Below are 12,254 nucleotides of genomic sequence, written 5' to 3' on the forward strand. Positions count from 1 at the left end.
CTTTGGATTTTCCTGTTACTTATGAGTCGGGAATCAGAAAGGAACGTTACAAAGAAACGTGAGGCTCTTTCTCTAGATAAATACATTCATTTATGATCAGTAGAAATTAATTTCCAAAATACCCTCTAGCCTTCAATTTCTCCAAGATATCTGATTTCCTGACCATCTACTACTGCGATATAAATCGCGCCTTTTCCTTCATTATGATCATATACTTTTGTGCCCACTGGGAGTTCTGTGGCGGTGCCATTCCCAAAATTATCACTATCAGTAGACTGCTTCGTAATTTCCGTTATTTCTTCACCTAAAGTTAAATCCTGTTCCATTACCCAGTCAAGATCTTGAGCATTGGAGTAAATAATGCCTCGAGCCTTAAAAATATCGGCATCAGGATAGTTTGATAGAATCTCTTCAGCGGTAGGATTTCCCGTACTTTTCTCTTCCTCAGGCACATCGTTCGATTGAATTTCACACGCAGAAAATAATAGAGTTCCAGCAAGAAGTAAGCATATTTTCCTTATCATTAATTTCCCTCCTTTGGATTTTCCTGTTACTTATGAGTCGGGAATAGAAAATAATTGTTACAGCGAATCTTCTTCCTATTTTTCCCGTCCACCTTTTTGTATAGTAGAGACATACGAAGAAAGGGGCGGATCGTTTATGAAAGGACGTTTTCTTGTTTTCGCGGGGGCACTGACGCTTGCCGCAGGCTGCTCGCAGGAGGAGCCGCCGGACCCGGAGGAGGCGCTTGAAGCGTATTTGAGTGCCTGGGAGGAAGGACGTTACGGAGAAATGGACGGCGTCAATGACGAGGCGCAGGAGCAGTACGAGCTGATTTACGGGGATCTGGAGGCTGATGTATCCCTTACATATGAACCGGTCGACTGGGAGGAAGAGGAGATCGACCTGGAGGAACTCGAAGATACCACCTACACCGTCGATGTCGAGATGGAGACGTTCGCCGGACCGCTTGACTACACCGTGGAGGTCCCGCTGGAAAAAACACGCACCGAGGAAAACGAGCGTGGCGAATGGGACGTTCTCTGGCAGCCGGAGCACCTGCTGCTCGGCATGCAGGATATCAATGATACTTTCCGCGTCACGTATGAAGAACCGGAGCGGGGCGAGATTTTTGACCGCAGCGGAGACGCGCTTGCGGTGAACGGGGAAATTTACGAAGCGGCCGTCGTGCCGGACCGTACGGAGAGTATGGAAGAAACGGCAGCTGCTTTTGCCGGCATCATGGGTCTCGAGGAAGAATCGGTGCTGGAATCGGCACAGGCTTACCCGGACAACCCGGACTGGGCCGCCCCCGTCCAGCGGCTCGCTGTCAGTGACCCGCGCGCCGAAGAGCTGCTGGAGATCCCCGGCGTGCAGCTGGACCGCACCGCCGGACGTGAGTACCCGCTCGGCCGCGCCGCAGGCCACTTGATCGGCCATATCGGGGCCATCACCGCGGAAGAGCTCGAAGACCGGAACGGCTACCAGTCCACATCGGAAATCGGGAAATTCGGTCTGGAAGCCGCCATGGAAGACACGCTCCGCGGCACACCGGGCATTCAGATTACCGTGGAGGACGGCGAAGGCGAAGTCCGGGAAATGCTCATTTCCGAAGCCGCAGAACCCGGAGAGGACGTCACCCTCACGATCGATGCCGGCCAGCAGGAGCGCGCCTCCTCCGTTCTGGATGGCGAATCCGGCGCCGCGGTGCTGACCGATCCGGCTACCGGCGGCGTGCTGGCACTCGCAAGCACACCGTCCTACGACTCCAACCTGCGCTACCTCGGTCTTCCCGATCCGACGGCCGCGGAGCTCGACACCGTGGACCTGCTGTTTGAAGAACGCTTCCGCCGGGCCTATTCCCCCGGCTCCATCTTCAAGCCGGTCACCGCGATGATTGCCCTGGAAAACGACGTTATTGACCCGGGCGAGGAACGTACGATTGAAGGCTCGCAGTGGCAGCCGGATGACAGCTGGGGCGGCTACCAGGTGACCCGGGTGAACGACAGCGTATCGCAGGTCGATCTGGAAACAGCAATGACGTTATCCGACAACATTTATTTCGCCCAGACAGCGCTGGAAATCGGTGCGGAGACGTTTCTTGCCGATGCCGAAGCATTCGGTTTCGGCACCGAATGGGATCTTGCTCTGCCGGCTGCTTCCGGGCAGCTCGCCAACGACGGGCTGGAAGAGGAGATTCTCCTTGCCGACACGGGCTACGGACAGGGACAGGTGCTTGCCTCCCCGCTCCAGATGGCCGGCATATATTCGATCTTTCATGACGGCACGCTCCGCCAGCCGGTGCTCCTCGACGGCGAAACCGCTGAAACCGCGGAGCCGGTTTCCACGGAAACGCTCGATATCGTCAGAGAGACGCTCACGTCCGTCGTCCAGGATCCGGACGGCACTGCCTACCGGCCGGAGCGCGGCCACAGCCAGCAGCTTATCGGCAAAACCGGCACGGCAGAGCTGAAGGCCGATCAGACTGTCGAAGACGGCAGTGAAACCGGCTGGTTCGCAAGCCTGAACGACCAATACGTGCTCGTCGTCATGCTCCAGGATGCCGACAGCGGTCAGGCCGTCGAAGCCGCCGACCGCATCTGGGCCGGGATTGGGGAATAAGAAGGGCTGCAGCGGTAGATAACGTACCGTCTGCAGCCTTTTTGGCGTGTCTGCATGAGCAGGCGCACCTTCTGCAGGCGGAATTCGTTCTATTCATGAAAAGGCGGACCAGCATTGGCTGCCCGCGGACCAGAATTTAGGCTGCGCGGAACACGACGGCCGCATATCGGAACAGAAATGGATTCTACCGGACCAGGCGCGTTCTATCGGACCGCCTTCAGCGGAAATCGGACCAGGTTCCGCACCAAATCGGACCAACTTTTAAGCCCATCGGAACACCGGCCGCCGGCACCCGCGGCGGCCCCTCTGCCTTCCAGCCGTCCACGGTTCGGAAGCAGATGGCGAGCCGGACCGTCCGGCCCGCGGTGGCTGATGTGTTTGGGAGCGGCAGTTTCATGTGATTCGGAAAACACTGCACCGCCTCTTCCCATGCCGCGGCATAACAAAAAGACAGCGCCGTGTTCCGGCACTGCCTGTCGTATCAGCTTACTGGTTCTTTCTGTGCGAGCAGTTCCTTAATCTGGGCTTCCATTTCCAGCGGCTCGGCGGTGGATTCGTAGCGGGCCGTGACGTTTCCTTCACGGTCCACGAGAAATTTCGTGAAGTTCCACTTGATGCTGTCTCCGCTCATGTAGTGCGGGTATTTGTCGTCGATGATGGAGACGAGCATTTTTGATACCGGATGATTCATGTTGAAACCGGCGTACGGCTGCTGGGATGTCAGGTACGTGAACAATGGATGTGCCCCCTTGTCCCGGACGTCGATTTTTTTGAAGACCGGGAAATTGACGCCGTAGTTCAGCGCACAGAACTCGGTGATTTCCCCGTCGTTCAGCGGCTCCTGGTCGTCGAACTGGTTGGACGGAAAGGCAAGTACCTGCAGTCCTTCCTCCTGATAGCGCTCCTGCAGCTTCTGCAGGTCGTCAAGCTGCGGCGTGAACCCGCACTTTGTTGCTGTATTTACAATGAGGAGCACCTTGCCTTTATACCGCTCCAGGGATTTCGTCAGACCGCCTGCTGTTTTCACTTTAAAGTCATACACACTCATGCTGTACCGCTCCTCTTCTAATTCTTTCGTATCATCTTCTATGAAGTGTATACCTCTTCCCCTCGTTAACCAAACCTTTAAGCGTAGTTCTTTTATATCAGATAACCCTTTCCCCTTTCTTCCTGCTGTTATTTAACAAATGACTTATTTCTGCCGATATGATCATAGGCCAAACGTATAGATAAAAACGACGATTGAAGGGGGAAACAGGAGGATGGAAGCAATACAGCAGATGAAACATCGGGATCTAACGAGGAAAAATAACCTGGCGTTCGGCTTGTTTTCGGTCACGCTGCTCGCCGGTGGGCTGTTAAACGTCTTTTCCGGCGATATGGCAACAGCCGGCATTTACTTTACGCAGGTACTGGTACTCGCAGCCGCCTTTGTGGTGATGGTCCGGCTTTTGAAGAAACCGCACTTCTTTCCGATTGTCCTGATCGTGCTCGGGTTCAGCTTTACCTACACCGGCGTGTTTTTAACAGGCGGCGGGGTGACAATTGCGGTCATTTACTTTTTCCTGCTGTTTTTGTCGACGATCCACCTGTACCGGTACGTGCTTCTCACCGGCGCGGTAATGGGAACGGCCGGTCATCTCCTGAACGCTTCCGCTGCCACGGTGGACACGCAGGTTATCCAGAGCCAGCTCCCGTCGATTCTATTGACCTACATACTGGCGTCGATTCTCGCCTATACAATCGCCGCGTTAAGCTCCAGCCAGATGGGGCAGCTGGAGACTTTTCTTACCCGGAGCGAAAAGGAAGCAGAGGCGCAGGAAGCCTCCCGGGACGCGCTGCAGAAAAGTGTGAACCAGATGGTACGTAACATCACCGACATGACCGCAGCCGTGCAGGAAAACGTCCGCTCGCAGACTGAAATGGCGTCGGCTGTAAATGACATTGCGGCCGGCACGACGTCGCAGAGTGAACAGATCCAATCCATCTCCTCCCGCGCCGGGGAGATGACCGAAAGCATGCAGCAGATCCGAAGCGGCGCAGAACGGCTTTCAGACACGTCGGTTTCCGCGGAGCATCAGACCGTTGAAGCAGCGGAGCAGGCGGCCTCCCTCCATGAAGAGATGAGCGGCTATGAAGCGCAGCTGAACCTGCTGAACGACAATTTCCAGCAGCTGACGGAAAAAATTAAAGAAACCAACACCCTCTCCGAAGATATCATTCACGTAAGTGAACAGACGAACCTGCTCGCTTTGAACGCGTCGATCGAAGCAGCGCGCGCCGGAGAAGCCGGCAGAGGCTTTGCTGTCGTCGCCGACGAAATCCGGAAGCTCGCGGAAATGTCCAACATGGCCGCGGAAAAAATCACGTCCAATCTGCAGGAGGTCAACGCGACGAACGAGGAAGCGCTCGTGCAGATGACAGACAGCAGAAGCACGCTGTCGCTGCAGAAAGAGAAAACGACGACGGTACATGAGGCGCTGCAGAAACTGACCGACGTCACCACCCACATTCAGGAGACGCTCGCCCTCTTCCGCGGACAGGCGGAGAAAACGGAAGCCACCGCTTCCAGCGTCAATGCAACAACGTCGGAGCTCGCGCTGGTCATTGAACAGGCCTCCGCCGGCGCCCAGGAAGTGAGCGCCTCTCTCGAGAATTTGAACGAACAGAACTACGAAGTCAGCACCCGCATGAAAGAAACCGAACAGCTCGTGCGCCGCCTTGCCGGAGACGGCCAGGCGTAAACCGTACGCAGGCAGAGGCGGGCGGGTTCGGCACGCGGTCGTTGATGGGTTTCGTTGCGGTCTCCGCTCTTCGTGTGGTGGTGTTTCCGTTCCCGTTGCGATGTTCGCCGACGGTGTGGCGGTGTGCTTCCTGCACGGCGGAAATCCTGAATCCCAGCTCCCCCGCGCCTCAGAACCCGTCATTACATAAAAAAGGTAGAAGCTCCTGCGCTTTCATGCAGGTGGCTTCTACCTTTTTTGTGTGGATCATGGCCGGGCTGCTTCTTCCCGGGTAAGCGGTGTGAGGATGGTGTCGTCGGCGAATTCCCGGGCGTTGCGGACGTAGGTGTCGACGGTTTCCTGCACCATGGCCTGATCGGCTTCGGTCACCTGGCGGACGACTTTGCCGGGCGAGCCGAGCACGAGCGAGTACGGCGGAATTTCTTTTCCCGGCGGGACGACGGTGCCGGCGCCGATAATTGAGTGTTCACCGATGACGGCGCCGTCGAGAACGATTGCGCCCATGCCGACGAGTACCCGCCTTTTCAGCGTGCAGCCGTGCAGAATTGCGCCGTGGCCGATGGAAACCTCCTCCTCCAGAATGAGCGGATACGCTTCATACAGGTGGCCGAGCACATGCTCCTGAATGCTGCAGCGCGGGCCGATGCGGATCTTCCCTTCATCGCCGCGGAGCACCGCGTTCGATAAAATGATGCTTTCCTCCCCTGCCTCCACGTCCCCGATCACTTCCGCGGACGGCGACACATACACCGACGGTGCGAGTGCCGGTTTGACTCCTTTGTACGCGTAAATCATTCCGTCACTTCCCTTCCATTCGTGTTATAGTATTTAATATAACACATTTAAAACGGTGGTGAATAAAATGAATGATTTAACGAAGCGTCTCGGCATCCAGCTGCCGTTCATCCAGGGCGGCATGGGCAACATCAGTGAACCGATTCTCGCCGCTGCCGTCTCCAATGCGGGCGGACTCGGCACGATCGGCGCCGGTACGCGGAGCGCAGCCGAAGTGAAAACGCTCATCCGGGAGCTGAAGACACGCACGGATAAACCGTTTGCCCTGAACATTCCGATCAGCGTCAATGAGGAGGCGCGGGCGCTCGCACAGCTGGCCGTCGAGGAACATGTCCCCGTCGTCTCCCTGTCCGCCGGCAATCCGGCGCCGTTTCTTCAAAAGCTGAAGGAGCACAAAAAGGCGGTGATCGTCGTCGTTTCGAGCGCCCGCCAGGCGGTGAAAGCTGAAGCGGCCGGCGCGGATGTATTAGTCGCGGAAGGGACGGAGGCCGCCGGCATTAATGCCTCCCAGGAGCTCACGACCCTCACGCTTCTCCCGCTCGTCTGCCGCGCCGTCTCCATCCCGGCCGCCGCTGCAGGCGGTGTGTCGGACGGAGCATCGTTTGCTGCTGTCCTCTCCCTCGGCGCACAGGGCGCCCAGCTCGGCACACGGCTTATTGCCACCGAAGAAGCGCAGGTGCACCAGCACTACAAAGACGCGCTCATTCAGTCCGGCGAGCAGGCGACGATCGTCGTCGGCCGCCGCTACGGACGCGTCCGCCGTCTTCTCGATACGCCGTACGCCCGGATGCTCGAACGCCTTGAATCCGAGGAGGAAAACGACGCACGCTATATGGAAAAGACCGATGAAGAAAGCCACATCCGCGGCGCTGTCCACGGCAGACTCGATGCGGGACATACGAATGCCGGACAGGCCGCTGCGGGGATTACCGATCATCCACCGGTGCGTGTCGTTCTCGAGAACATTCTGCACGGTGCCGAAGCGCAGCTGCTGCAGGCGTCCCGTTCGCTGTCGTCGTTTTCCACCGAGCAGCTGTAGCATTTTTCTGAAAAAAATACGCGGGATCGTCTTGACTTCCCGGGGGAAGTTTCGTATCGTATATATCATAATATAACATACCGTTATAAAAACGTTATATTGAGGTGAGAGAGCATGGCTGTATTTACGATGGTTGATCAGGAGACGTGTATTGCGTGTGGTTCGTGTGGAGCGGCGGCGCCGGATGTGTTTGATTATGACGATGAGGGGCTGGCGTTTTACATCGGGGACGACAATCAGGGGAATACGCCGGTAGCCGAGGAACATGTGGAGGATCTGGAGGATGCGCTCGATGGGTGTCCGACGGATTCGATCAAGGTGGCGGAGGAAGCGTTTGACGGGGATCCTGCCAAACATGAATAAGGAGGTCAAGCATGGAGGAGACAATGTATGATGTGACGATTGTCGGTGCCGGTCCGGTCGGTTTGTTTACGGCGTTTTATGCAGGCATGCGGCAGATGTCGGTGAAGGTCATTGACAGTATGCCGGAGCCCGGCGGCCAGCTGTCGGCGCTCTACCCGGAAAAGTACATTTACGATGTGGCGGGCTATCCGAAGGTGAAGGCCCAGTCGCTCGTCGACCAGCTGTATGAACAGGCGCAGGCGTTCGACCCAACTATGTGTATGGGCGAATCGGTCGAGCACGTGACGCGCTTTGAAGACGGAACGTTCCAGCTCGTGACACCAGAAGGCGTGCACCATTCCAAAACGATTATTGTTACCGCCGGGGCAGGCGCATTCTCCCCGCGGAAGCTGACACTCGAACAGGCAGAAGCGTATGAAAACAGCTGCCTGCATTATTTTGTTAAAGATTTAAAGCGCTTTCAAAACCGCCGGGTGCTCGTCTGCGGGGGCGGCGACTCTGCCGTGGACTGGGCGCTCGCGCTGAATGACCTGGCGTCGGAAGTCACCCTTATCCACCGCCGCGACCGCTTCCGGGCCCACGAGCACAGTCTCGAGCAGCTGAAGCAGTCCAACGTGAACATCCGCACGCCGTACGAGATCTCCGGGATGACCGGGGAAAACGGCGCTGTCCAGCAGGTGACGCTCCAGCAGGTAAAGGGAGACGCGGCGGACACGCTCGATGTGGATGATATTCTCGTCAACTTTGGCTTTGCGACGAATCTCGGGCCGTTGAAGACGTGGGGCATGGAGCTTTCGAAAAATGCGATTGCCGTGGATCACAAGATGGAAACGACAATTCCGGGCATTTTTGCCGCAGGGGATGTGTGTACCTATCCGGGCAAGGTGAAGCTGATTGCGTCCGGTTTCGGCGAAGCGCCGACGGCCGTGAACTACGCGAAGTCGATCGTCGAGCCGGAGGCAAAGCTTCACGCCGGGCACAGCACGTCGATTTTTGAAACCGCCGGCGTGTAAAAGAGAGCGGAGACTGCTTGACGCGGCATGGGGAAGCTGGACTGTGGCGGTGTGTTGTGGGAATCGCTGGCGGAGAAGCTGGAATATCGGTGGTGGAAGCTGGACAATTCGACCGGAGTGAGAGCGGCCCCCTGAGTTGTCAGACTTCACGGCCGACTTATCAGACTGGAAGCTGCCGTTATGAGACTTCACTTCTCCGTTGTTGGACTCCAGCGGACCATACGTTTATAACCGCTGCGGCTGAACCCGCCGCAGCCGCCTCTGCCGATTTTGGCAGAGGGGCCGGGCTGCAGCTGGACAGCGCATCGTTTTAAGAAACACAGTACGCTGCTTTTCTCTGTTCATTTTTGTCTGAATATTCTGGTATCAACCCGGTCTTCCGGGATACTTTATCCAAAGGGGTGTACATATGAAGGAAAATCGACGCGAACAGCCGGGCTGGAAGTGGGGGCCGTTTACGGCCCGTATGCCGGGCATTCATTTGAACCTGCAGCCGAGTCAGCACATTCAGGGAGCGCTCATGCTTCTTGCAACATGCGGAGCGGTCACACCGCTCATGATGCAGTATTTCGGGGTTTCGTTTGAAGTCGCCTGGACCGTCAGTCTCTTCTTCCTGTTCTGGGTCATCGCCCAGACCGTCATTTTCGGCGATCCGTACGCAGCAGGCGCCATTACAGCAGGGCTTCCGATTACGCTCGTCTATATCGGCAGTCTGACGCCGGGGGTGGCGGCCATTGAAGGCATGACGGCTTTGTTTTTAGTGCTCATCGTCCTGTTCCTGTTCTTCGGCATCACAAAGCTCGGGGAGGCGTTCAACAACCTGTTCCCGACGGCGCTGAAAGCCGGGATCATTATGGGTGCCGGCATTGCCGCCTTCCAGTCGGAGATCAACCGGCTGCCGTCGATGCCGATCACGCTCATTACGGCATGGGTCGTCATCATGGTGCTGATGTTCTCCCTTCCATTTAACAAGCTGAAGGATACGAAATCGAAGGCAATTATGACGTCGAACGCGCTGCTGCTGTCGTTTGGAACCGCCGGACTCGTCGGCTGGATCGCCGGTGAAGTGTCCTTTACGATCGAGTGGGGATTCTTCATCCCGCCGGTCGCAGAGACGGTTTCCACGCTGTCTATCTGGGCCGTCGGCATTCCGGGCTGGGACGTGTTCCTGTCCGTCATTCCGATCGGGATCGTCATCTACATTCTCGGCTTCAGCGACATCGTTATCTCCAACACACTTTTAAAAGAAGCAGATAAAGCCCGGACCGATGAGAAAATCAGCATCGATCCGACGCGCAGCCACTACACGCTTGCGATCCGGAACATGGCCCAGCTGATGACGGCCGGCCCGCTCCTCTGGATCCACGGTCCGCTCTGGACAGGCGTACAGATTTACCTGATCGAGCGGTACAAGAAAGGCCGCGAGTTCATGAAGTCGATTTACGACGGCCCGATGAACTTCTACCTTCTCGCCATCCCGTTCGGCCTGTTCCTGCCGATCATCGGCATCATTACACCACTGTTCCCGGTCGCCCTCTCCGTGGCACTGCTTCTGACCGGCTTTGCCTGCGCCTATGTGGCGATGAACATGGTGCATACGAACATTACGCGCGGCCTGACACTCACGATCGGCTTTGTCATCGCGATGTACGGAGCGGCCTGGGGCATGGGCGTCGGCATTCTGCTCTGCCTCCTCCTCTGCGGCTTCCGCGATGTCGACAAAGAAATCGTCCAGGAACGCGAAGAGGAAAAAGAGATGGAACAGGAAGCCGTGTAAAAACGGCGTTCTTTCTCCAGCAGCACGTGGATGCAGGCTTCCGGATCTTTTTCCGGCAGCCTGCGTCTGTATGAAGCTCTTTATTTTTTGACGGAAGGGGTACCGAACGATGACACAATCAACAGAAGCAAAAACCGTTACTTTTACCCATAGCGGGCATACCGCCGTGGTGACGTTAAACCGGCCGGAGCAGCTGAACTGCTTTAACTACACGATGCTCACAGAACTGGAGGAGGCCGTGGCGGCTATCCGTTTCGATGATCAGATACGGAGCGTCGTTTTCACAGGGGCCGGGGAAAAGGCGTTCAGTGCGGGGGCGGATTTGAAGGAGCGGCGGACGCTCACGGAAGGCGAGGTGCGCCGGAATGTCCGCAAGATCCGCGAGGTGTTCGATGCGGTGGAGTCGCTTCCGCAGCCGACGATTGCGGCGGTGAACGGGCATGCGCTCGGCGGCGGGTTTGAGCTGATGCTTGCGTGTGATCTGCGGCTTGCGGTACCGGATGCGTGGATGGGGCTCACGGAGGTAAGCTGGGCGATTATTCCCGGTGCGGGCGGCACGCAGCGGCTGCCGCGGCTGATCGGCATGACGAAGGCGAAGGAGCTGATTTTGACGGCGCGCCGGTTTCAGGCGGACGAGGCGGATGCGCTCGGTCTGTTAAACCGCGTCAGTACGAAGGCGTCGCTTCTGGAGGATGCGCAGGCGATTGCTGATGCGATCGGGGCGAACGGTCCGCTGGCTGTCCGTCAGGCGAAAATGGCGATCCATCACGGCGCGCAGACGGACCTTCATACCGGGCAGGCGATTGAAGCCGGTGCGTATGAGCGGATCATTCCGACCGAGGACCGCCTGGAAGCACTGGAAGCGTTCCGTGAGAAGCGGCCGGCCCGGTTTCAGGGCAGATAAGGAGGGATTGGATGACGGATACAGCTTCATTGAATGCATACTTAAAGACCGATCCGTACGCGTCGTTTTTAGGCATTGAGGTCGAGGATGTCGGCGAAGGAACGGCGCGCGCGTCGGTGACGGTGACAGAAGACATGCTCAATATCCACGGCACGGCGAATGGCGGCCTGCTGTTTTCGCTGGCGGATGTGGTGTTTGCCTGTGCGAGCAACTCGTACGGCACGACGGCGGTCGGCATTCAGGTGTCGATGCAGTATCTGGAGGCGGTGGCCTGCGGCGAAACGCTTCGTGCGGAAGCGGTGGAAAATGCCGAACCGGGAAGAACCGGTTCGTACCGGATGGAAGTGCGGACCTCGTCCGGTTCGCTCGCAGCGCTGGCGGAAGGGCTCGTCTACCGGACGCGCCGGCCGGTGCTTGGGGAGGTGTCGTCATGAAAGCGCCGGTGAATCAGGTGACGCTGCAGGATGTGATTACAGGAACTGCCGCTCCCCCGCCGTGCGACGTTTCGCTCGGGATGACGCTGCAGCACGCCGGAGACGGTCTCGCGCACATGACGTGGCAGCCGGGCGGGGCGATGATTAACGGCAACGGTGTGGTGATGGGCGGCTTTACATCCGCCGCAGCGGATGTAGCCGTCGCTTACGCTGTCGCCTCGGTCATTCACCGCAGCGACCGCTTCGGCTCGATTCAGCTCGACACGGTCTTCCACCGTCCCGTTTCAGCGGAAGAAGTCCAGGTGCACGCCTCGGTGAAGCGGACCGGGCGCACCATTGCTTACGTAACCGCGGACCTGTTCCAGCAGGACAAGCTGTGCGCCTCCGCCTCCTCGACTGTGTCGCTGCAGCGGGGGTAGGGAGCATGGGGATGGGAGTGGGTTTTTGTTCCGGTGGCTTTTGTGGCGGTCTTCGGCAGGATCGTGGCGATCTTCACCTGGTATGGCGGTCTTCCCCGCTCTCATGGCGATCCTTTTCGCTGCCGTGGCGGTCTGAAACACTGC

At 57.6% G+C, this 12,254-nt stretch carries 13 protein-coding genes; 9 read left to right on the forward strand and 4 right to left on the reverse strand.

Annotated features, from left to right (window positions below; genetic code table 11):
• Nucleotides 1–125 precede the first annotated feature (125 nt).
• Nucleotides 126–524, reverse strand: coding sequence for a hypothetical protein (locus C6I21_RS14245; protein WP_105960154.1), 399 nt, complete (start codon nucleotides 522–524; stop codon nucleotides 126–128).
• 136 nt (nucleotides 525–660) lie between these two features.
• On the opposite strand from C6I21_RS14245, the gene C6I21_RS14250 reads away from it, so the two are divergent.
• Nucleotides 661–2,622 carry a penicillin-binding transpeptidase domain-containing protein gene (locus C6I21_RS14250; RefSeq protein ID WP_105960155.1) on the forward strand — a complete coding sequence of 654 codons (1,962 nt, stop codon included), beginning with the start codon at nucleotides 661–663 and terminating at the stop codon, nucleotides 2,620–2,622.
• 217 nt (nucleotides 2,623–2,839) lie between these two features.
• On the opposite strand, the gene C6I21_RS16600 is transcribed toward C6I21_RS14250, so the two are convergent.
• Nucleotides 2,840–3,019: a hypothetical protein gene (locus C6I21_RS16600; RefSeq protein WP_181186268.1), complete on the reverse strand. Its 180-nt coding sequence runs from the start codon at nucleotides 3,017–3,019 to the stop codon at nucleotides 2,840–2,842.
• Between the two features lie 84 nt (nucleotides 3,020–3,103).
• Nucleotides 3,104–3,670 carry a glutathione peroxidase gene (locus C6I21_RS14260; protein WP_105960157.1) on the reverse strand — a complete coding sequence of 189 codons (567 nt, stop codon included), beginning with the start codon at nucleotides 3,668–3,670 and terminating at the stop codon, nucleotides 3,104–3,106.
• A gap of 214 nt (nucleotides 3,671–3,884) precedes the next feature.
• Between C6I21_RS14260 and C6I21_RS14265 the strand changes: the two genes are divergently transcribed.
• Nucleotides 3,885–5,366 (forward strand): methyl-accepting chemotaxis protein, encoded by a 1,482-nt coding sequence (locus C6I21_RS14265; RefSeq protein WP_105960158.1) that lies wholly within the window; start codon nucleotides 3,885–3,887, stop codon nucleotides 5,364–5,366.
• A gap of 246 nt (nucleotides 5,367–5,612) precedes the next feature.
• Here the strand turns inward: C6I21_RS14265 and C6I21_RS14270 are convergent, their stop codons facing one another.
• Nucleotides 5,613–6,161, reverse strand: coding sequence for a gamma carbonic anhydrase family protein (locus tag C6I21_RS14270; protein WP_105960159.1), 549 nt, complete (start codon nucleotides 6,159–6,161; stop codon nucleotides 5,613–5,615).
• Nucleotides 6,162–6,228: 67 nt separating this feature from the next.
• Between C6I21_RS14270 and C6I21_RS14275 the strand changes: the two genes are divergently transcribed.
• From C6I21_RS14275 to C6I21_RS14305, 7 genes are all read left to right on the forward strand, one after another.
• Entirely contained in the window at nucleotides 6,229–7,200 is a 972-nt protein-coding gene (locus C6I21_RS14275) for an NAD(P)H-dependent flavin oxidoreductase (protein ID WP_105960160.1), read from the forward strand.
• Nucleotides 7,201–7,314: 114 nt separating this feature from the next.
• Nucleotides 7,315–7,563 (forward strand): ferredoxin, encoded by a 249-nt coding sequence (locus tag C6I21_RS14280; protein WP_105960161.1) that lies wholly within the window; start codon nucleotides 7,315–7,317, stop codon nucleotides 7,561–7,563.
• A gap of 11 nt (nucleotides 7,564–7,574) precedes the next feature.
• A complete protein-coding gene (locus C6I21_RS14285) occupies nucleotides 7,575–8,576 on the forward strand; it encodes an NAD(P)/FAD-dependent oxidoreductase (protein ID WP_105960162.1) in 1,002 nt (333 codons plus the stop codon).
• A 409-nt stretch (nucleotides 8,577–8,985) separates the two neighbouring features.
• Nucleotides 8,986–10,353 carry a hypothetical protein gene (locus tag C6I21_RS14290; protein WP_105960163.1) on the forward strand — a complete coding sequence of 456 codons (1,368 nt, stop codon included), beginning with the start codon at nucleotides 8,986–8,988 and terminating at the stop codon, nucleotides 10,351–10,353.
• 109 nt (nucleotides 10,354–10,462) lie between these two features.
• The gene (locus tag C6I21_RS14295) at nucleotides 10,463–11,257 is read left to right on the forward strand and encodes an enoyl-CoA hydratase-related protein (protein ID WP_105960164.1); all 795 of its coding nucleotides are present in this window, start codon (nucleotides 10,463–10,465) and stop codon (nucleotides 11,255–11,257) included.
• An 11-nt stretch (nucleotides 11,258–11,268) separates the two neighbouring features.
• Nucleotides 11,269–11,691 (forward strand): hydroxyphenylacetyl-CoA thioesterase PaaI, encoded by a 423-nt coding sequence (paaI, locus tag C6I21_RS14300; protein WP_105960165.1) that lies wholly within the window; start codon nucleotides 11,269–11,271, stop codon nucleotides 11,689–11,691.
• Nucleotides 11,688–12,110, forward strand: coding sequence for a PaaI family thioesterase (locus C6I21_RS14305; RefSeq protein WP_245411656.1), 423 nt, complete (start codon nucleotides 11,688–11,690; stop codon nucleotides 12,108–12,110). Before paaI ends, C6I21_RS14305 begins: the two co-directional genes overlap by 4 nt.
• Nucleotides 12,111–12,254: the final 144 nt, after the last annotated feature.

Origin of the sequence: Alkalicoccus urumqiensis (assembly GCF_002993335.1) — a bacterium.
GTDB classification, from domain to species: Bacteria; Bacillota; Bacilli; order Bacillales; family Salisediminibacteriaceae; genus Alkalicoccus; species Alkalicoccus urumqiensis.